This window comes from uncultured Arcticibacterium sp. (assembly GCF_964021845.1).
Taxonomy (GTDB): domain Bacteria; phylum Bacteroidota; class Bacteroidia; order Cytophagales; family Spirosomataceae; genus Arcticibacterium.
Window position 1 is genome coordinate 179610 of sequence record NZ_CAXHZC010000006.1, and the last position, 21077, is coordinate 200686.

Annotated in this window: 19 protein-coding genes and 1 tRNA gene; 10 read left to right on the top strand and 10 right to left on the bottom strand. The window is 37.5% G+C overall.

Annotated features, from left to right (window positions below):
- Nucleotides 1-10 precede the first annotated feature (10 nt).
- Both AADJ06_RS16910 and AADJ06_RS16915 read right to left on the bottom strand, forming a co-directional pair.
- Nucleotides 11-1552 carry a YifB family Mg chelatase-like AAA ATPase gene (locus AADJ06_RS16910; protein ID WP_341227666.1) on the bottom strand — a complete coding sequence of 514 codons (1542 nt, stop codon included), beginning with the start codon at nucleotides 1550-1552 and terminating at the stop codon, nucleotides 11-13.
- Nucleotides 1553-1566: 14 nt separating this feature from the next.
- Nucleotides 1567-3039, bottom strand: coding sequence for a M28 family peptidase (locus AADJ06_RS16915; protein ID WP_341227667.1), 1473 nt, complete (start codon nucleotides 3037-3039; stop codon nucleotides 1567-1569).
- A gap of 320 nt (nucleotides 3040-3359) precedes the next feature.
- Between AADJ06_RS16915 and AADJ06_RS16920 the strand changes: the two genes are divergently transcribed.
- A complete protein-coding gene (locus AADJ06_RS16920) occupies nucleotides 3360-5063 on the top strand; it encodes a DUF6089 family protein (protein ID WP_341227668.1) in 1704 nt (567 codons plus the stop codon).
- A gap of 104 nt (nucleotides 5064-5167) precedes the next feature.
- On the opposite strand, the gene AADJ06_RS16925 is transcribed toward AADJ06_RS16920, so the two are convergent.
- On the bottom strand, nucleotides 5168-7576 hold the full coding sequence (locus tag AADJ06_RS16925; protein WP_341227669.1) for a thiamine pyrophosphate-dependent enzyme: 2409 nt from the start codon (nucleotides 7574-7576) through the stop codon (nucleotides 5168-5170).
- Between the two features lie 226 nt (nucleotides 7577-7802).
- Here AADJ06_RS16925 and AADJ06_RS16930 point away from each other — a divergent pair, with 226 nt between their 5' ends.
- The gene (locus AADJ06_RS16930) at nucleotides 7803-8189 is read left to right on the top strand and encodes a DUF1573 domain-containing protein (RefSeq protein ID WP_341227670.1); all 387 of its coding nucleotides are present in this window, start codon (nucleotides 7803-7805) and stop codon (nucleotides 8187-8189) included.
- Nucleotides 8190-8306: 117 nt separating this feature from the next.
- Nucleotides 8307-8747 (top strand): thioesterase family protein, encoded by a 441-nt coding sequence (locus tag AADJ06_RS16935; protein ID WP_341227671.1) that lies wholly within the window; start codon nucleotides 8307-8309, stop codon nucleotides 8745-8747.
- Between the two features lie 5 nt (nucleotides 8748-8752).
- On the opposite strand, the gene AADJ06_RS16940 is transcribed toward AADJ06_RS16935, so the two are convergent.
- Nucleotides 8753-9532 (bottom strand): enoyl-CoA hydratase-related protein, encoded by a 780-nt coding sequence (locus AADJ06_RS16940; RefSeq protein ID WP_341227672.1) that lies wholly within the window; start codon nucleotides 9530-9532, stop codon nucleotides 8753-8755.
- Nucleotides 9533-9556: 24 nt separating this feature from the next.
- The gene (locus tag AADJ06_RS16945; RefSeq protein WP_341227673.1) at nucleotides 9557-10369 is read right to left on the bottom strand and encodes a crotonase/enoyl-CoA hydratase family protein; all 813 of its coding nucleotides are present in this window, start codon (nucleotides 10367-10369) and stop codon (nucleotides 9557-9559) included.
- A gap of 229 nt (nucleotides 10370-10598) precedes the next feature.
- On the opposite strand from AADJ06_RS16945, the gene AADJ06_RS16950 reads away from it, so the two are divergent.
- Nucleotides 10599-10672: transfer RNA gene (locus tag AADJ06_RS16950), tRNA-Asn, on the top strand.
- A gap of 331 nt (nucleotides 10673-11003) precedes the next feature.
- On the opposite strand, the gene AADJ06_RS16955 is transcribed toward AADJ06_RS16950, so the two are convergent.
- Nucleotides 11004-11900: a hypothetical protein gene (locus tag AADJ06_RS16955; RefSeq protein ID WP_341227674.1), complete on the bottom strand. Its 897-nt coding sequence runs from the start codon at nucleotides 11898-11900 to the stop codon at nucleotides 11004-11006.
- Between the two features lie 894 nt (nucleotides 11901-12794).
- Nucleotides 12795-13388, bottom strand: a complete 594-nt coding sequence (locus AADJ06_RS16960) for a hypothetical protein (RefSeq protein ID WP_341227675.1) — start codon at nucleotides 13386-13388, stop codon at nucleotides 12795-12797.
- Between the two features lie 503 nt (nucleotides 13389-13891).
- On the opposite strand from AADJ06_RS16960, the gene mgrA reads away from it, so the two are divergent.
- The 4 genes from mgrA (at nucleotide 13892) to AADJ06_RS16980 (ending at nucleotide 17082) form a co-directional block, all read left to right on the top strand.
- Nucleotides 13892-14881 carry an L-glyceraldehyde 3-phosphate reductase gene (mgrA, locus tag AADJ06_RS16965; RefSeq protein ID WP_341227676.1) on the top strand — a complete coding sequence of 330 codons (990 nt, stop codon included), beginning with the start codon at nucleotides 13892-13894 and terminating at the stop codon, nucleotides 14879-14881.
- Between the two features lie 55 nt (nucleotides 14882-14936).
- Nucleotides 14937-15356 carry a Dabb family protein gene (locus AADJ06_RS16970; protein ID WP_341227677.1) on the top strand — a complete coding sequence of 140 codons (420 nt, stop codon included), beginning with the start codon at nucleotides 14937-14939 and terminating at the stop codon, nucleotides 15354-15356.
- A 194-nt stretch (nucleotides 15357-15550) separates the two neighbouring features.
- Nucleotides 15551-16429 (top strand): DUF6588 family protein, encoded by an 879-nt coding sequence (locus tag AADJ06_RS16975; RefSeq protein ID WP_341227678.1) that lies wholly within the window; start codon nucleotides 15551-15553, stop codon nucleotides 16427-16429.
- Nucleotides 16430-16440: 11 nt separating this feature from the next.
- Nucleotides 16441-17082 carry a hypothetical protein gene (locus AADJ06_RS16980; RefSeq protein ID WP_341227679.1) on the top strand — a complete coding sequence of 214 codons (642 nt, stop codon included), beginning with the start codon at nucleotides 16441-16443 and terminating at the stop codon, nucleotides 17080-17082.
- Here AADJ06_RS16980 and AADJ06_RS16985 read toward each other — a convergent pair.
- Together AADJ06_RS16985 and AADJ06_RS16990 are read right to left on the bottom strand one after the other, a co-directional pair.
- On the bottom strand, nucleotides 17079-17642 hold the full coding sequence (locus AADJ06_RS16985; protein WP_341227680.1) for a hypothetical protein: 564 nt from the start codon (nucleotides 17640-17642) through the stop codon (nucleotides 17079-17081). The genes AADJ06_RS16980 and AADJ06_RS16985 overlap by 4 nt on opposite strands.
- 332 nt (nucleotides 17643-17974) lie before the next feature.
- Nucleotides 17975-18802 carry an aminotransferase class IV gene (locus AADJ06_RS16990; protein ID WP_341227681.1) on the bottom strand — a complete coding sequence of 276 codons (828 nt, stop codon included), beginning with the start codon at nucleotides 18800-18802 and terminating at the stop codon, nucleotides 17975-17977.
- Nucleotides 18803-19020: 218 nt separating this feature from the next.
- Between AADJ06_RS16990 and AADJ06_RS16995 the strand changes: the two genes are divergently transcribed.
- Nucleotides 19021-20235: an NADH-quinone oxidoreductase subunit D gene (locus AADJ06_RS16995; RefSeq protein ID WP_341227682.1), complete on the top strand. Its 1215-nt coding sequence runs from the start codon at nucleotides 19021-19023 to the stop codon at nucleotides 20233-20235.
- A gap of 5 nt (nucleotides 20236-20240) precedes the next feature.
- Here AADJ06_RS16995 and AADJ06_RS17000 read toward each other — a convergent pair whose 3' ends face one another.
- Nucleotides 20241-20462, bottom strand: coding sequence for a PspC domain-containing protein (locus AADJ06_RS17000; protein WP_341227683.1), 222 nt, complete (start codon nucleotides 20460-20462; stop codon nucleotides 20241-20243).
- Between the two features lie 269 nt (nucleotides 20463-20731).
- On the opposite strand from AADJ06_RS17000, the gene AADJ06_RS17005 reads away from it, so the two are divergent.
- Nucleotides 20732-21076 carry a hypothetical protein gene (locus AADJ06_RS17005; protein ID WP_341227684.1) on the top strand — a complete coding sequence of 115 codons (345 nt, stop codon included), beginning with the start codon at nucleotides 20732-20734 and terminating at the stop codon, nucleotides 21074-21076.
- The last annotated feature ends 1 nt before the right edge of the window (nucleotide 21077 follow it).

Genomic DNA, 21077 nt, shown 5'->3' on the forward strand with positions numbered 1-21077 from the left:
TCGTAAAACCCTAACCAGCCCAATTCTCCCTATCCAAACTTCTATATTGAATAGCTTCTGCTAATTGTTCATTTCTGATGTTTTCAGAGCCTGCCAAATCGGCTATGGTGCGGCTTACTTTTAAGATTCTGTCGTAGGCTCTGGCACTTAGGCCTAGTCTTTCCATCGCCTTTTTAAGCAAGGCTTTGCCTGCATCGTCTATTTGGCAAATCACTTTGACCATTTCGGCAGGCATCATGGCGTTGGAATGTATGTCAGGATATTCCTTAAATCGCTCTATTTGCACCTCACGTGCTTTTACCACACGTTCTCTAATTTCAGCTGAAGTTTCATTTTTTCGGGTAGAAGAAATCTGGTCAAAACTCACTGGCGTCACCTCCACATGAAGGTCTATTCTGTCTAATAATGGTCCAGAAACTCTATTTAAATACTTTTCTACTGCTCCCGGAGGGCAAGTGCAGTCTTTTTCAGGATGATTATAATAACCGCATGGACAAGGGTTCATACTGGCTATCAGCATAAAACTTGATGGAAATTCCACGGAAAGCCTTGTTCTAGAAATACTCACTTTCCGTTCTTCCAGCGGCTGACGCATTACCTCCAAAACGGTTCTTTTAAACTCTGGCAATTCGTCTAAAAACAAAACACCATTATGAGCCAAAGATATTTCTCCTGGCTGCGGAAAACTTCCACCGCCTACTAAGGCAGCATCGGATATCGTATGGTGAGGGTTTCTGAAAGGTCGCTTTGAAATCAGCGTGGCTTTGCCGCCTAATTTCCCTGCTACCGAATGAATCTTAGTAGTTTCTAAAGCTTCGGCCAATGTTAAAGGAGGTAAAATAGATGGGAGCCTTTTAGCTAACATTGTTTTCCCTGCACCAGGAGGGCCTATCATGATAGCATTATGCCCACCGGCAGCAGCTATTTCCATGGCTCTTTTGATATTCTCTTGCCCTTGCACATGAGAAAAATCGGCTTCATAATTATTAACCGTATGCTGGAAAATCTCTCTGGTATCAGTTACTAAAGGTTTTATTTCTAATTCTCCTTTTAGAAAACGCACAGCTTCGTCCAGCGTTTCTACACCTATTACATCTAGTTTATTGACAATAGAAGCCTCTTCGGCATTTTCTTTGGGTAGAATAAAACCTTTTTTGCCCTGTGCTCTCGCTTCAATAGCTATCGGAAGCACACCCTTTATAGGTCTCAGCGTTCCGTCTAAAGCCAGCTCTCCCAATATCACATATTCAGAAATGTCTTTAGCATAGGTTACACCGCAAGAAATATTAATCAAACATAAAGCTATGGGCAAATCGTAGGAAGAGCCCTCCTTTCTAATATCAGCAGGAGCCAGATTTATAACCGTTTTCTTTCTATCCTGATTGTAGCCTTCATTTTTTAGAGCAGCATCTATTCTTTGAAGACTTTCTTTTACAGCATTATCTGGCAAGCCTACTACGCTAGTGCCTGCTCCTTTAATAATACTAATTTCTACTGTAATTAGGGTGGCACTTACGCCATAAACGGCCGCACCGAAAGTTGTCGCCAGCATTTTGTGGTTTATTTTTAATTATCCCAGAGCCATTCTTTACCTAAAATAAGCTCGTTTTTTAAATTTTGAGCAATGAGGTAATCTCTAGTTTCCTCACTGGTTTTTCTTTTAGGTAGGCTATTAGAATTTGCCAGTGCATAAAGCATCATGGCCGTGTATTTAACATTATTGTCAAGTTCTTTTTTATCAATAAGCCCTATGTCGTCACAGTCTGCATGATAGCAGTTTAGAGCTTCTCTGCTTAATTGCCCTACTGGCGAGCAAATAGGAATCCCTTTCAACATGAAAGACTGGTGATCGCTATGAAGCCCTGCAGCATTCCGATTATTGTTCAAATAGCTCTTATCAATACGCTGTATTTCCTCTCCTATATTGTTGAAATACTGATTTAGTTCTTCATTACCAAAGGCATTAAAACCATGAGCATCATTTATCATATCCAGATTCATCATTAAAGCCACATCTGAAATACTCCCGTCTTTCTCAGCTTGTGCAATATAACTTTTAGAGCCAAGCAAGCCTTGCTCCTCTCCCATGAATAACACAAACTCAATAGGACGTTTAGTTTTTAAATTCAGTTCCTTAAAAACTCGGGCAATGTCTAATACAGAAAAAGCACCTAAACCATTATCAACAGCTCCTTGAGCTAAGTCCCATGAATCTAAATGCCCACCAATCACAATTTTCTCTTTACTATACTTTCCTTGTCCTTTATGCTTCGCAACAACATTTCTAGCCCTTACAGGTTTATTATAATTAAGCATTTCAATATGAGCTTCCAAATTGTGTTCTTCACTAATCCATTCTCTAATAGCTTTTCCGCTTTCTAAAGAAATACACACTGCAGGAATTGAGATTAAAGAACCTGTAACCGATGCCGTTCCGGTCAAAAGTACACCGCCCTCTACCGAATTTGCAATCATAACTCCTACTGCTCCATGTTTTATTGCCAAAGCTGTTTTCTCAGAGCGGTGCAAATTCTTCTTTCCCTTATTCTCTTCCGATTGAATATTGATATTGAAAAGAGCCACTTTACCAGCTAATAAGCCTTTAACCTTATCAAAATCAGCATCCAAGCCATCAAAACAGTCTACAATAGGAGCAGTTACATGAGCTGCTTTTGGCGAGTGAGCCAAAGAAACCACACTAACCTCCCTAAAATTGTCACTGTTGCTAGGTACGATAGATAGTGAAACCCTATTTCTCGACCAAGATTCCACCTCAAAAGAATTATATGAAACATCTGAATATCCAAAAGTCTTAAAGGTTTCAAAAGCAAAGGCTTCCGCTTTTTTACCATTCTCAGAACCTGTAAGCCTGTGCGTAGTGAGATTTATTACATCTTGGAGTTTTTGATAACTTTTCCCCTTTTCCGAAACGTTATTTGCTATCTGATTAAATACAGCCTTTCTCTTCTTACTCGAATCTGAGAAAGAAGTAAAAGTAAAAAAGAGAATAACCAGCGATGTGAAAATGCCTTTGTTCATAAATAAATATTACCCGAATTAAGTTTTTTCTAAGTTAAAATCCTACTTCACAGGATATAATTGGAACCCATAGACTCATATACACGTACTTTATCGCTATAAGGACAGAATATTACGGCACACATTTGATTTTTTCAGTTTTTTTTGTGAATCTTCGCAAACGTGTCCTCGTTTAGTATATCTTCCCCAAATAAAAAAGAAATTGTTTTTAAGGTCAATTTTGTTAAAAATTGATTTTTCACAGTAACTTTGACTTCAATAAGTTTATTTTTGTCAGTTGTAATCCGTTAGTTAGAAATTTATACTATTAATCAGAACACATGAAAAAAGGTATATTCGCTTTTATCGCTGTTTTAACTTTAGCAAGCTATTCTCTAAAAGCACAAGATACTTGTAAGGTTTGTAAACCATACCCATGGGAAATTGGAGTCCCAATAGGTCTAACACAATACTTTGGAGATGTCCACTGTAGCATGCCTTATGCAGCAGGGAATAGACTTATAGGTGGCGTGTTTGCCAGAAGACATCTTAGCGATTACTTCGCTGTTCGTCCACAAATTTTAGCTGGAGGCTTAGCTGGAAATGACTTTTCTCAGCCAGACGGCTACTGGGACTACAGGGGTTTGAAATTTAAAACACCTTTAGTAGAGGCTTCTATTCTTGGAGAGATATATCCATTTAAAGAAAGAAGTATTACCTGCGACGGGATTACAAGAAAAACACTAGCTCCTTATCTTTTTGGTGGTATTGGTATAACCTATACCAACCCTACCGTAGAAGTACAGCCAGGAACCACATTCCCTCCTTTACCACGTGATATTGCGGCAGATGCCGATAATCTAAAAAAATGGGCGGCGGTAATTCCATTTGGACTGGGTGTTAAATGGAACTTAGCGGAGCGTTTTACTTTAGGTGTAGAAGGTGGTTATAGATATTCACTTTCTGATTACCTAGACGGAATTAGCATGGCTGCAAACGACCAGCGTAATGATGGTTACTTTGTAGGTTTATTAATGGGTTCTTATAGATTTGGAGATAAGGATGGAGACAAAGACGGTACTGTAGACAAATGTGATATTTGCCCAGATATTCCTGGTCTTCGTAAATTCCAAGGTTGCCCAGACACAGACGGTGATGGCGTTCCTGATAACCTTGATGCTTGTCCTACTTTAGCTGGTCCAGCTTCGCTTCAGGGTTGTCCTGATGCTGACGGTGACGGTATTGCCGATAAAGATGATGAGTGCCCTACCTTATATGGCTTAGCTTCTCTTAACGGTTGCCCAGACAGAGATGGTGACGGCGTAGCTGATAAAGACGACGAGTGTCCGGATGTAGCTGGTGTGAAAGAATTGAACGGTTGCCCTGATACAGACGGTGACGGTATTGCTGATAAAGATGACAATTGCCCTAACTCTCCAGGTCCTGCTGCTACAAACGGATGCCCAGATGCAGATGGTGATGGTGTGGCTGATAGTGAAGATGACTGTATTAACGCTGCTGGTGATGCGGAAAATGGATGTCCTGATTCTGATGGAGACGGTGTTCCTGATAATATTGACTTATGTCCTGATGTACCTGGCTTAGCATCTAATCAAGGGTGTCCTGAAGGATACGTTAACGGAGTAGCTCCAGCTTTAGGATACAAAACTGCTAGTGGATGTGAAATCACAGCTTCTGAATTAGACGAATTGAATTATGCTGCACAGCAAATTGAATTCTATAGTGGAACTAACAAACTTCGTCCATCTTCTTACAAATCTCTTCAGAGAGTTTGTGACTTGTTGGCAAGATGTTCTGACGCTGCTATTCACGTAAATGCTTATAACGATGGTGCTTCTTCTTCTAGCAATATTAGATTAGCTAAATTGAGAGCTTGTGCTATTTACACATATTTCTTACAGAAGAAATGTTTAACTAAATCTAGAATCTCTTACGACGGATTTGGTGATGAAGATACAGCAAGCTACTATACAAATGCTGAAGGAAAGAGAACTGGAACTAGAATTGAGTTCTTATTAAAATAAGAAAAGACATCTTTTCAAAATAAAAGACCCGAGTTTCAAATTGAAGCTCGGGTCTTTTTATATTTACTAAATTCTAATCCTTTTACAGAAAGGTACAGTGAATTCTAAATCTCTGGGTAGCTCTTTGGTTTAGCTTCTCTCATGATAGCATAAGCCACATCAAACACATCATCCTCATTAGGCTTGGAGAAGTAATCTCCATCTGAACCATACGCGGGTCTATGCTCTTTAGCTGAAATGGTAGTAGCTTTTGAATCCAGGTATTTATACCCTTCTTTAAGCTCTATTATTTGCTGCATCATATACGCCGAAGCTCCGCCCGGCATATCTTCGTCTGCAAATATTATTCTATTGGTCTTTTTTAATGACTTTAAGATGACATCTGTTCTATCAAAAGGAAGGAGCGTCTGTGCATCTATCACTTCCATAGAAATACCTACCTTTTCAAGTTCTTCGCTAGCCATCATCACTATATTACACATAGAACCATAAGTAACTATAGTAATATCTGAACCCTTTTTAAGTATCTCAGGCTCTCCTAACGGCACACATATCTCACCTAAGTTACTAGGAGCCTTTTCTTTTAACCTGTAACCATTTAATGGCTCTATCATCATGGCAGGGTCATCGCCACGCAGTAGCGTATTATAAAGACCTGCTGCTTGCACAAAGTTTCTTGGTACACAAATATGCATTCCTCTTAAAGAATGAATCATAACAGCTAATGGCGAGCCAGAATGCCAAATACCTTCTAACCTATGCCCACGTGTCCTAATTATAACTGGTGCCATTTGACGACCAAAAGTTCGATACCTCAAACAAGCCAAATCGTCTGTTAAAATAGATAGGCAATAATAGACATAGTCAAAATACTGAACCTCCACTATTGGTCTAAGACCTCTCATGGCCGCCCCTATTCCTTGCCCAATGATAGTAGCTTCTCTTATCCCAGTGTCTTCTACTCGGAGCTTACCGTACTTTTCTTGCAATCCAGCAAAACCCTGATTTACATCACCTATTGAACCTACATCTTCCCCTAAAGCAAAAACTCTTTTATCTTTAGCCAATAGTAAGTCAAAATAATTATTGATTATTTGATGGCCACTAAGCACTTTTTGCTCTCCTCCGTACTTAGGTTTTACCTCTTTAACATTTAAAGGAGAAGATTCAAACTCACTGTATAGATGCGAACTATAATTATGTAAATTTTCAGAAGCTAGTCTTTCCAAGAAAGGAGCAAATTCCTTCCCTACCGCCTCTTTTATCAAAACCCTTTTCGCCTTTTTAATAGCGGAAACAGCGTCTCTTTTTAACGGATTTTGCTTACTAGCCAAAGATTTCCTAATTGCATTTAATGCATTTTTCTTTGAGCATTTATTGGCAACTGTGTCAAGAAGCGAAATAGCCTCTTTCACATCTTTATCAATATTCTTCCTGAAAGACTGCCAAGCCTCTTGTCTAGCTTTTTTAGCTACCTCTTTGGCGGCAAGTTCTATCTTTGTCAATTCACTTTCGGTGGCTACTCCTTGCTCTAAAATCCATTCTTTGAATTTGACATTACAATCTTTTTTACCCTCCCATGCTAACCTATCCTTACTTTTATAACGCTCATGCGAACCACTGGAAGAGTGCCCTTGTGGCTGTGTAATTTCATCTACATGAAGCAAACAAGGCATATGCTTATCTCGAGCAAACCTAGCAGCCTTCTGAAAAGCTTCAATAAGTTCAGGATAATTCCAGCCTCTTGCTCTTATTATTTCTAAACCTGAGCCATCATCATTTGACTGGAAACCAGCTAAAGCTTTTGATATACTACTTTTAGTTGTTTGATATTCCGAAGGAACAGAAATACCGTAACCATCATCCCATACAGCAAAAATGACTGGTATTTGAAGAACACCCGCGGCATTAATGCTTTCAAAAAACATTCCCTGCGAAGTAGATGCATCACCAATAGTGGCAAAGCAAACCTCATTTCCATTATTTGAAAAACCGTCTAAACTCTTCAGTTCTGCGTTTTCCCTGTATAATTTAGAAGCATACCCTATGCCAACACTACGAGGTATTTGACCAGCAGTAGGCGATACATCCATCACCTGATTAAATAAATTAGTTTGTTTAAGCCATTTTCCTTTATTATCTAACCATGGGTTAGAAAAATGACCATTCATAGAGCGACCTGCCGAGAATATATCATGCTTAACATCTGCATGGGCATATAACTGGGAATAAAACTGCGTCCAGGTCATTCCACCTACAGCAGCCACAAAAGTTTGATCTCTATAATAACCCGACCTAAAGTCCCCTTTACGAAAAACCTTTGCCATGGCTAACTGAGCTAGTTCCTTTCCGTCGCCGAAAATCCCAAACTTAGCCCTACCCATAAAAACCTCTTTTCTACCAAGGAGGCTTACCTCCCTACTCTCAACCGCCATTCTGTAATCTCCAAGGATCTCCTTTTTATCAATGATGAATTTAGAAGAGATTGAAGCTTGACTGGAGGTATCACTCATTCTGTAAAGGTTTTATGTGCTAAATCAATTATATCTAGCTTGTTTATTGAAAAGAGCTGCAATTTACCACATTTCCTGAATTTATCAATCAGTCTAGTCCCCCTAAAACACCGGTCCTTCTTTGTTAATGGGCTGTTAAATATTTGTATCAGGTTCCTTTTGGACGTTAATTTGTAAAGAAGTCTAATAAAATGTTCAAATTACAAACTCAAGAAAGATGAAATTAATGAAAAGAGTATTATTTACAATTGTAGCGGTTATGGCTTTTGCAGTAGCATCAAACGCTCAAGGTGTTCTTAAATTCGAAAACGAAAAGCATGATTTTGGGACACTTGCAGAAGGTCCTGTAGCTAACTATACATTTAAAGTTACAAACACTGGAACAGCCCCTGTAGTTATTTCAAGAGCTATGGCTTCTTGTGGATGTACTACTCCTGAGTGGAGCCAAGACCCTATTTTACCAGGTGCATCTAGCTCTATTAAAGTTGGATACAACACCTCTGGACGTCCAGGAAACTTCAAGAAAACTATTACTGTAACAAGTAATGCAGAGAACTCTACGGTAATATTGACCATCAATGGTACAGTTACACCTAAGTCAAAGACAAAATAATCTAAGAAGATATTTTATTTGGAAGGCTCACTCAATAGGGTGAGTCTTTTTTTGTGCCTGTGTTTTGATTTTTAATCAGCCATTCGTTACTTATGCCCACTTCATCATGAATAACAAATGACAAACACAGAAATTGAAAAGGCCTTTTTCAAAACAGAACTCCCTGTTAAATGGGGAGAAATGGACGCCGCCCAACATGTTAACAATGTTAATTATCTACGCTGGGCAGAATCTGGCAGAATAGGGTTTTATGAAAAGTTAGGAAGCATTAACCTTGACTTTAAAGCCGTGGGCATCATACTGGCTTGGCAAGATTGCAAATATATTTTCCCAATAACATATCCAGACACTGTAACCATCACTTTTGATGTGATAGAACTTCATAAAGACCGCATTATTGGTGAATGCAAAATCTACTCAAACCGTCATAATAGAATAGCCGCTGTTTCAAAAAGCTCTGTCATGGCGTATGACTTTAAAGCTTTGAAAAAAGCGGCTATCCCAAAAGATTGGAAAGACTCTATTGTAAAAATTTACGGAGACTCTATTTTGAAGTAAAATACTTACTCACCCTTAAATGAAGCTTTTCTTTTTTCTAAAAAGGCCCCTGCTCCTTCACGGAAATCTTGAGTGGTGGTTAAGTATTCAAAGTTTTCTATCTCCGACTTAAAGCCGTCTCTATCGTGAGCGTAATACGCACCTACGCTGTCAATCACTTTTGAAATGGCTAATGGAGCCTTCTGAGCTATTTTGCCCAAAATCTCCTGTGCTTTGGCTATTTCTTGACCGGCAGGTACTACATGATTTGCCAAACCAATTCTGTATGCTTCTTTCCCGTCTATCATGTCGGCTGTCATCATAAGTTCTAGGGCTCTTCCACGTCCTACTAATTGACACAACCTTTGCGTGCCGCCGAAACCTGGAATTATTCCTAGTTTAACTTCTGGTGTACCAAACAAGGCACTTTCAGATGCAACTCTGATATGACAAGCCATAGCCAGCTCGCAACCTCCGCCTAAAGCAAAACCATTAACAGCCGCTATTACTGGAATAGGGCAACTTTCAATAGCATTAAAAACCTTGTGGCCATTTTCTGGACTAAAAGACTCTCCCGGCTTCACCTCCACAAACTCAGAGATATCTGCACCAGCCACAAACGACTTTTCACCGTCTCCAGTTATGATAATGCCCTTAAGTTTCAAGGCTGCAAGTTCCTCCGTAAAGAAATGGTACAACTCTCCCAACAGCATATTATTAAGAGCATTTAGTGCTTTAGGCCTAGACAAAGTTAAGATAGCTATTCCATCTTCTACAGTCACCTTTATATTTTCAAAATTCTTCATTTTCGTATTTTCTAAAAGTTTAAATTAATTTTCAAAAACAGGCTTACGCTTTTCCATATATGCGGTGAAAGCTTCCTGCAAATCGTTTGACAAAAACATGGAGGCATTCCAAGCTGTCATATAGTTTAGAGACTCCGCTACGCTATGGTCCCTTTTATAAAGTAACATCTCTTTAATTCCTCTAACGCTAAGCGGTGATTTTTCTGCTATAGTTGCTGCCAATTTTCTTACAGCATTTAAAAGCTCCTCTTTATTTGCCAAAGATTGATTGACCAAATTGATACGCTCTGCTTCTTTTCCAGCCACATTTCTTCCGGTGTAGGCCATTTCGGCTACAATGCCCGGAGCTATAATATTTGGCAACCTTTGCAAGGTACCAATATCAGCCACCAAGCCCAAGTCAATCTCTTTAATAGAGAAATATGCATCATCTGTACAGTATCTAATATCGCAAGCAGAAACAATGTCTAAGCCACCGCCAACGCAAGCCTTATGCACGGCCGCAATAACGGGCTTACGGCATTTCTCAATAGCCGATATAGTATTCTGTAACTTAAAAATAAACCCTCTTAGAGCCTCTCTTTTTCTACCTTCGCAAGATATAGTAGCAAACTCCTGAATATTCATTAAGGTTTCTAAGTCTATTCCTGCACAGAAATTATTACCCTCTCCATAAAGAATAATAGCCCTTACATTTTCAGTACTATCTAAGGTTTCAAAAATCTGCTGCATTTCTTCCCAAGCAGGGCCGTGCAGAGAGTTTGCTTTCTCTGGCCTATTAAACCGAACTTCGGCAATGTGGCTAGCCACCTCCACTTTAAAATGTTTATAATTCATGTTGATGATTTTGTTTGAACAAATATATTTCAAATCCTTTAATGGCAGCTCCCTTTTTATTTTTGAAATTTAAATTCGCTTAGCCAAAAGGCTATTTAGCTGTATTTCAACAACATCCACAAGCATCAAAAAAAATACTTAAAAAAAGTAAGATTATTTTCAGCAAAAGCTTGCTCAATTAGAACAAAGCCTATACTTTTGCATCTCCATTTCGGAAACGGAATAAGTTTCCTTCTTAGCTCAGCTGGTTAGAGCATCTGACTGTTAATCAGAGGGTCCTTGGTTCGAGCCCAAGAGAAGGAGCAAAAAAGCAGCATTCGTGCTGCTTTTTTTGTGCCTTGTTTTTAGATTCTGGCGAATTTTTGAAGAACGTTAAATAAACTTTCTAACTAATCCTGCACATTGGATTACTTTTAACAATTCATCAGACTGTATTTAAGTTTGATTATTCCGCCTTTATCAAAGTTACTACCAAGTAAGAAAGCACTCAAATAAAACTATTCTAAGAACTATTCAATAACTAACATTATGTTAAGAGCAACTTTTTAAGGATTAAATAACATTTCAATGCAAAAAAGTGGGGCTACTTAGTTACCTAAACAGCCCCAACTTTTATCCAAAAGCCTCTTTCTACCTAAGAAGCTTCTTTATAAATACCTTTTAAATCCTGATAAGACAATGCCGGGTATTTCAAATTGACATCATCTCTAAAAGTGCTAATTGAGTTTTGATATTTCAAAACAAACAAACGAAACTCTTTTTTCGATAATTTATACTCTTCCATCATCGCACCTATATTAGGACGAATTTCACCTCTTTTATTCACAATAAGAAACCTATCAGGAATACTTGAAACTTTCTGAGTACGGACAATATCTTCCCAAATATATTTCAAACAAACATGTTTATTGTACAAGAGGTTAAATTTCAACTCTTTACTAACCGCCCAATATGGTAAAAGTATAATTTCTTTGCCTCGATAGCTCGGCAATTGAACCACTTTGGTTTCCCACGATAGATTCTCCAAATTAAAGTAATCAATAGTATAATCGGAGGTGGGCACATTATATTTCAAACATTGTTTTAGTGTAAATTCACAAAATAAATCGCGACATACATTTGCCAAAATATCAGAAACATTATCCTGCCCAATACCATCTACCAATAACAAAATACTTAATGGATCGCTTAATATTGAAACTCCTCGTTGAGCAAAAGAATTGTTTTTAAAAGCGTTAAATACACTCTTACCTTTCTCTGGACCAACACCCTTCCCAAAATACGTACCATTTGAATATCCAATACGATATTCGTAAGGTTCATGTAGGAAGTTCAACAACTCTACTCCTTTTACCTCATCATCAGGTATGACAAAATCATTCACTAAATGACTAAAAAAGGCTTTAGTTCGCAAGTACAACTTGTTCGAAACCTGACTTTTACCTCGCTCCCCCTCTATCAAAGTAGGAGAGATAAATACTTTAATATCCCTATCTAATGGAATATTGAGGTGTTCTGTTATTTCGGGCATGCCGAAATATTCATTAACTAGTACCATAATATATAGTACCAAACCTTGCTTAACCCAGAGCTACATTATAACTTTACCGCGATTCCAACCTCAGAATCTTTTTTGGTATTGATTTTAATCTCACTTAAAATCTAACCTAGTAAAGGGGCTACATAGATTTAGCTTTTCTTTATTTTTGTGTAGCTCTTTTATCTTTAAATATCATTTTCCTTTTGTTTTGAGATGTAAAATTAGGACTTATTCAAGGAAAGAACTACCAAAAAATAATTTCCGCCTAGACTAGGAAAAATGGAAAACTTTATATAATACACTATTCAAACACTCGCTAAAAAGTTAATTATTCTATAAAAAGAGTAGGGTGGGGTTAAATTCACTATACATTCTCCTGCATATAGATGTAATCCCTAGAAAAGAATGGTATTAATAGACAAAATAATTTTCAACTTCTTCTGAAGCAATATTAAAAGAGTGCTATTCTAAAGTTATCCACATTTCCAGTTTCTTAAAAAAGTCATACTCACTCTAGATAAATCAACATGCAATTATTCAGACAAATAACTTGTATTTAATAAGTTATACTCAATATTATAGATGGTACTACGGAAAAACTCTGAGAATCATTCAATTTATCCATTAATAGTATGTAGAGTTTAAGGCTCCAATTTCAGAAAGCAGGATTACTGCAGTTCTTTTAAAACGCCCTATAAATAGCCCTTAAAATTGAGACTTTCCCCTTTTTCAGATAATTAACAATGAGCATTTTAAGTTATTTAGTGATAGCCCTCTGCCAACAAAGTATAAGACAATATTGGTACTGAACGGTATAATGTTTCTTGCTATGCAGTATAGTACATATTTACAGTTCCAAGAGAAGGAGCAAAAAGCACTAAAACCCTACTCCACCCTCTCAAATAACTCAGCAGAATACTCCTGCCCAGCAGCCACCTGCACCATGGATATTCTGACCTTGGTTGGGAAAAATTTCTCGTGGTCAGCTCTTTTGTGAGCTTTTCCTTGTCCGCCGCTGTCGTCTTTTATTACCAAATCCATTTGTTTTATTCCTTCTGTCCAAATGATAGATTCGTTCTCCCAGAAATCATGCATATCTACATCTATTTCATAAATTCCTTCTTCGGTATATAGTTCTGTTCCCGTGCAGCCATATCCATTGCCTTGTCCTTTGTTTGGAATATAGCAGAGCGTCCATTTAGTGGGTTCACTGCCTTCTGGTTTTTCTAGCACCTCTAATCTAATATGAACTGTTCCGTTTCTATAATCCACTGGTGAAGTCCAATCGGTAGGTCTTTCAGGGTTAATTAAATCTCCTATGACGTAAAAGTGAGATTTATTTGGCTTGGCATTATCAGCGTCCCACTTAGTATAATCAAACGTGACATCAAAGAGGGTGAATTGACCAGAGTCTGGATTCTTTTGAGCCGATAGGCTTAAGGAAAATAAAAACGTGAAAAACGTTAGAAGTTTTTTCATGGAGGGTATTATTTTAAACACAAGGCTTTAAATATAATTGATTTCTATTATCATCCGACAAAAACTAGAGTCAAAAAATGGGCTATTTAAGTCATGAAATGGCATTTCTTAAAATCCTTACCCCACCCCCTTTTACTCGGCTCGCTTTCCAGCGGGGAGTTCATTTTTTTTCGAAAAAATATGAACAAAAAAAAACAGCACCCTGTAAACTCACCCATTCAAAACCCTTAATATAAAAAAGTTGTGGACTAACACTTCTACTTTAAGGGTTTCGACCGTGTTCAGACAGTACAGGGCGATATAAGGAATTCATTCTGTTTATTCTTTTTCTCGAACAACAGAAATCATTAAACACTAGACTATAAATATAATTGATTCTACAAGGAATTCAATTATCGTTAAATAAGCGATTCAAAACATTATTTGACTCCCAAAACAAAGAAGACTTCAACAGAGCTTCTTACCTTAGCATAGTTTTTCAATCAAATTAATCAAAACCCTAAATGACATACGTAGCAAATTCAGCCAGATATGACAAGATGGAATACCGTAGATGTGGCAAAAGCGGCATTAGGTTACCAGAAATATCGCTAGGCTTATGGCATAATTTCGGTGGTGTAGATACTTACGAAACTTACAGAGCCATTTTACATACAGCCTTTGACGCAGGCATTACACATTTTGACCTTGCTAATAATTATGGCCCACCTCCCGGCTCTGCCGAAGAGAATTTTGGCTCTATTCTTAAAAAAGACTTTTTACCCTATAGAGATGAACTTATCATTTCTTCTAAAGCGGGTTTCCACATGTGGCCTGGCCCATACGGAGAGTGGGGTTCTAGAAAATACCTTATTTCTAGCTGCGACCAGAGTTTGAAGAGAATGGGCTTAGAATATGTAGATATTTTTTACTCGCACCGCCCAGACCCAGACACGCCAATGGAAGAAACCATGGGTGCTTTGGACAGCATTGTTCGTTCTGGAAAAGCTTTATATGCTGGTTTAAGTAATTATAACCCTGAGCAAACCAAAGAAGCTTTAGCGATATTGAAAGATTTAGGCACGCCTTGTTTAATTCATCAGCCAAAGTACAGCATGTTTGTACGTGATGCGGAGCAAGGTTTGATGGACGTTTTAGGAGATAATGGCGTAGGCTGTATTCCGTTTTCGCCTTTGGCTCAAGGACTCTTAACCAATAAGTACCTAAAAGGAATTCCTGAAGGTTCGCGTGCAGCACTAGACCATGGTTTCCTTCAAAAAGGTGAAATCAATGATGAGGTGATTGCCAAGATTCAAAAATTGAATGATATGGCAGAAGGCCGCGGTCAGTCTTTGGCACAAATGGCGATAGCCTGGTTATTAAAAGACGAACGCGTAACTACGGTATTGATAGGTGCTAGCCGTGTATCTCAGTTAGAAAACTCTTTAGGAGCACTAGACAAGAAGACCTTCTCTTCTGACGAATTAGCTCAAATAGAAACTATTCTCAAATAATTTATCAGCTCTGCATTTATAATGCAGAGCATCACTTTATACTATATCAAAAAAAATGAAATCAATCTTATCTCTTTTAATTCTATCAATAGCCTTCTCTTGTACACCAGCAGAAGAAAAAGCAACGGAAGTAACTGAAACAATTACTGCTGAGGTCACTGAATTAGAGAATCCATTTATTCATCATGTTTATTTCTATTTAAACAATCCTGACAGTGCCGAAGATAAGGCCAAACTAGTGGAAGGTTTAAATAAGCTTGCACAAGTAGAAACTATTCAAAAGCACTTTATTGGTTTTCCTGCCTCTACCGATAGAGATGTTATTGTGAAAGATTATGCTGTAAGCTGGATGTGCTTTTTCAAAAACTTGGAAGAGGAAGAAATGTACCAAGTAGACCCTATTCACTTAAAGTTTGTAGAAGATTATAGTCACCTATGGAGCACGGTTAAGGTATATGATTCGGTACCTGAATAAAATTTTAAAAACACTTTATAGTATAAAAAAAGAAGGGCAAAGCTCTTCTTTTTTTGTACTAGAATGCAACCCCACACCATAAACCATTACGCATCAGACCATTATATTCTTTTTTTTATTAACTTAGTGGTAATTTAAACTTAAGCTTACCTTATTAACCAAAAAGGTAACAATAAGCTAACCATGAAACTAAGATGAAAAAAACATTACCCCTTTTGTTTCTACTTTGCCTTTCGTTTAGGGTTAAAGCTCAGAACTTTGACGACTTCCTAAAAGCCTATGAAGGTCAAAATCAGATTTCATATTTTCAGCCACTTTCTGATGTTCTGACTGCTGGATTAAACTCGGGCCATGTAGATAGAATGCCTTTAGACAGCAGTTTCCATTTCACTATTAAACTTATTGGCAATAGGTCATATTTCATCACTGACAAACTGAGAACATTCGAGCCATTAGATGCAGAAGGGCAAGCTCTCGGCTTTCAAGTACCCACTATTGTAGGCCCATCTGAAACGGTGGTAATAGAAAACCAAAACGGTTCTGCAGATACTTATGTACCGGGCTCTGGAAGTAGATTTATACCTTTAGTGGCTCCCCAAATCACTATCGGGAATTTTGCAGGAACCAGTCTGAGTTTACGATTTGCTCAATATAAAGGCAAAGAAAGTGACGATACTTTCAGGTGGATAGGAGCTGGCGTACAGCATAACTTAGGAAGGTACTTTCTAAAAAACACAAACGACTTTCTAGTTTTCAACTATGCCTTTCAAAAACTCGGCATGAATAATTACTTTGATTTTACTACTCAAAGAGCAAGTATACATGCTGGAAAACAGGCCAAACTTTATCATTTTTATGGTTTCCTAGGTTTTCAAACTGGAAAACTTGATGCAGATTTTGAATATGAAGATAGTCAGGATTTGACATCCCAATTTAACATTAGCTTAAAAAACAAAAATAAACTCGTTGGAGGCGTTGGGGCTGGTCTTAAGTTATCTGTTTTAATAATTAATGCTGAAGTCTCTCTCTTGCAACCAACCGTAGTCTCAGCAAATGTTGGTCTATCATTTTAAAACGTAGAATCATGAAAATTAAATTAATAGCAATCCTTTTGGTCTCCTCCACCTTTATATCTGGTTGTTTTGAACGAGGTAAGTTTGAATATGTCACCACTATTGATCAAACCTTCAAATACACGCTTGATAAAAGTGGAGAATTCAGTGAAAGTAGTACCCTCACTAGTAATGAAATTGCTCGAAAAGTTTTAGACTTAGACTTAGCCGATGACTTTATAATAAAAGAAGTAAATATCAAAAAGGTTGGGATGAAATTTAATTTTGGCTCTGGAAGTACTGCAGATGCTATTCAGTATCGTGTATTTGTGGGTAACGCAAGTGGACGAGACCCTTTTTTAAGTGCTGACGGAAGTCAAAGTCACATTCCTACCGATTTTTTTGGACAAATTGGAGTTGAATTTGCTGTAACCCAATTTTTAAACAATAAAGGGGCGGGAACAGTCAAAAGAGTTTTAAGCGAAGTATTAGTCGGCAATTCGGAAGTATACGGCGTAAACAATGGCAAAAGTTATAGAATGGATTTGGAAGGTATAGTACCAAATGGTAAAAGGCTGGTGGGTACAATAGACCTAATTTTAGATGTGGATGTTACCTACGAAACTTGTGAAGAAGTACCGATAGGTTTTGCTGAAGAAGAGTGCATTTTTTAACCCAACCTCCTCTGCATTAAAGCATTTACTAGTTCAAACAACCTCTTGGGTTTAAGTGTCCGCCAATTGTCAAATTGCAGCGTCCCGCCAAAGTTCAAATAATAATCGAGGCGATATTTCTGCATTTCAGAAAGGATAAACTCAGGTGCATTAATAATGCTTACCCAGCCATCTTCCACATCTTCAAACCACTCTTCGTAATAGTCTTGGTCTCCGCCATGAAACTGAAAAAGGTTTTCTGCAATCAAGATAAACTTGTCAATACCATTTTTCAGCAGCCTATCTATCACATTTCTTTTCAAATGCATGATGTCATTATGCAGGGTGTCATTCCACTCTCCAAAAAGCTCTATTACCGCCACATTATTGGTGTAGTCGGTATAAAGAATTTTTAAATAAAGCGTTTCAGAACCTATATCATCCCAGCGAGGGTCTATATAGTAGCCATACACATCGTTTTCATAATAAATGCTATACTCCCTCCCAAAAAACGGAGAACGCATGTCTTTATCTGCTTGATAATACTTTTGCCAATTATGATACGGTTCTATGTCGTGCATTAATAAAGACTTACTTAAAAATCTATTGAGTATTTTAAAATAAATTAGATACGTATTATTATTTAATCTCAAATACAGGGTTTAAGATGGAATACTTGAATATAACGTACGTTACTTCAAATGGTTTCTTCTTGTCTTGACAGACTGCCCTTCATTATTGTTTAGGCAAAAACCATTACCAAAATAAACTTGCACAGTAAAAATTCATTAAACAATTAACTGTAAGAATATTATGAAGAATGAATTTTAACCGTGCTTCAAACAGGATTTTGGCAAATCGGAAGTCACTTTTTAAAGAGAATTTGCTTAACCTAATTATCTATATGTAGACTTTACCAACTAACGATCAAATTCTCAAAACGTACCAACATTTCTTTACTTACTTTGCCAGCCAAACCGTTTCCGATAGTCACGCCATCAATCTTTGTCACGGGTAAAACCTTTTTATTGGTAGAAGTAGTAAACACCTCGTCTGCCTCAAAAATGTCTTTCAAAAATAAATCTGTTTCGCTCACTTCAAAGTCTGGCTTTGCTAAATCCATGACTGTTCTTCTAGTAATACCTCTCAAAACTCCAGTTGCAGGTGTTTTAATTTGATTGTCTTTAACCAAAAAGATATTGCTTCTACTCATTTCAGAAAGTAGTCCTCCTGTATGATACAAAACATCAATAGCCCCCGCAGCCTTTATAGCGGGCTGAAGCGACATCACTCTTTTATAATCTGTAGACTTAAGTGTAGGCATATCACGCGAATACTCATGTGTAATTATTGAAATTCCCTTACTAAAAGCCTCTACTGGCATTTCTGACAGCTCTTCTGAACGAATAAGAAAATTCGGTCTTGTCATTGTAGAGCTGTCAGGAGCATCTCCACCAGTTAGCAAAAATCGAAAAGCTACTTCCTCTTCTTTTGAAAGCTTATAAAGTTCTGTCAAGATTTCAGAAACCTCCTCTTGTTTCATGTTAAAAGGAATATTCAACAAATCTGCCGATCCCTTAAACCTTTGCCAATACCAATCCCACTGGAAAGGCTTTCCGTTATAAGTCCTGAAATAGTCAAAGAGTCCATAACCTCTCAGCAGACCTAAGTCGTTTGGGCTAATCGTTATATCTTCCGAAGGCATTATTTGCCCATTATACCAACTGTGACTTTTCATCATTGTCTATATTTTAAATCAATACCGCTGTAAATTAACAAGATTTCAGAAAGACTATTTCCATAAACTTTGCTGAACTAAAAGGAAGCCAAATTACTCCCATAAAATCCTTAATAATTTCAAATTAAGTGAGTCTTCCTCGATATTAAAGAAAGGCAAATACCATTAATTAGAAAAAAATAAAAACTTGAACATTTCTCTATTAACTTTACCGATAAGAAATGTCAAGCATTCAATACAAATACAAACCCGAAAATCTGACGCTCTCAGAGCCAGTAAAATATGACGCCTCTAGTTTAAAAACGGAGGAGATGCTCATTAATATTGGTCCACAGCATCCTTCTACCCATGGGGTTTTAAGACTAGAGGTAGTTACAGATGGTGAAATAATCAAAGATGTGGTTCCGCATATGGGATATTTACATCGTTGCTTTGAAAAACATGCTCAATCCGTTCCTTTTAATCAGGCTATACCCTTTGTGGATAGGTTAGATTATGTGGCGGCTATGAACTCTGAACATGCATGGGCTATGGGTATTGAAAAAATGCTCGGCATAGAAAATGACATTCCTAAGCGAGTAGAATATATTCGTGTTTTAGTAGCTGAGTTAAATAGACTAGCCTCTCATTTTATAGCCATAGGTACCTATGGTTTAGATATTGGAGCTGCCACACCGTTTCTTTGGCTCTTTAGAGACCGCGAAACCATTATGAGAATGCTGGAGTGGGCATCCGGGGCCAGAATGCTTTATAATTATATCTGGATTGGTGGTTTGTTTTATGACCTCCCAGTTGGCTTTGAAGAAAAGTGCTTGGAATTTGTGAATTATCTTAAGCCAAAACTAGTTGAGCTACGCCAAATAATTATTGAAAACCATATCTTCATTAACAGAACAGCAAATGTAGGCGTACTACCCCTTCAAATGGCCGTAAATTACGGTTGCTCAGGCCCTGTTCTTAGAGGAAGCGGTTTGAAATATGATTTAAGAAGAGTTGACGCTTATTCTGTTTACCCTGAACTTGATTTTGACATACCTGTGGGTAAAGGAGAAATGGGAACCATAGGCGACTGCTGGGATAGAAATAATGTTAGGGTACAAGAGTGCACAGAGTCTGTTAAGATAATTGAGCAATGCCTTGAAAAGCTGACCAAAGAACATAAAAGAGATAGAAGTTTTGACCCACAAGCTTTAGTTCCTAAGAAAATTAGGCCCAAAGCAATGGAGTTTTACTGCAGAGCTGAAAACCCAAAAGGAGAATTAGGTTTCTTTTTTAAGACAAATGGAAAATCTGATATTCCAGAAAGAGCCAAAGTAAGAGCTTGTTCTTTCAATAACTTATCAATACTACCAGAAATATCAAAAGGAACAATGATAGCCGACTTAGTAGCTATTGTAGGTTCTATTGATGTGGTAATGGGCGAAGTAGACAGGTAATAAAACTAAAGTTCCCAAACACTTGGATTCTCATGCCTTCTAAGATGCTTCCTAACCTCCATCCAAAAAGCTAAAACCATGTAAATAATAATGGGAGAACCTAGCGTAAAAAAAGATGCGTATATGAAATACAGTCTAATACTGCTGGCCGAGAAATTCATCTTCTGACCAATCTTAGAACAAACTCCAAAAAGTCTGCTTTCTACAAGGTATTTGATTTTTTCCATGAAGTGGTTTCTCTTTAGAATTTATCAAAGAACACACTAAGTTAATGATTTAAAAAGAATTTGCTAATCAATTTAACCCAAACCTATCAGAACAGGTCGTTAAACTCCTTTTTATACCCTTAAAAGGCTTGCTAAAACCATTTACGCGTACAACCGAATAACTAGCTAAGTACGAGCCCATTGAAAAACAACATCATTTTAGACGCTTTCTTACTAAACAGGTTTGAATATTTAGAAGTAATTTTATATTTCGTTATCTAACCATAAATATGAATAAAGAACCAATATTTAAACCCACTTTTGGCGAATATATAAGTAATCGTGAAGCCTTAGAAAATGAGATAGCATTCCTTCAAACCCAAGGAGATCCAGAAACTGCCGTACGTTCTCAATTTTATGGCTCTGACATTTTACAAGAAATGTTAAATAGAAAATCCGTTGTTGGAATTCGTTTTTCATTTGGCTTAAACGAAAACAATGTTCCGAATTTAATTCTAGCTCCACTAGACACCTACGGAAACGTTATAGAAACAGAGGGTGACGGAGGAGGCCTTGGAGGTGGCAATGAGAGTAAGGGCGGTAATGGGCCTACTTGCCCCACAGTGTGCGAATAAA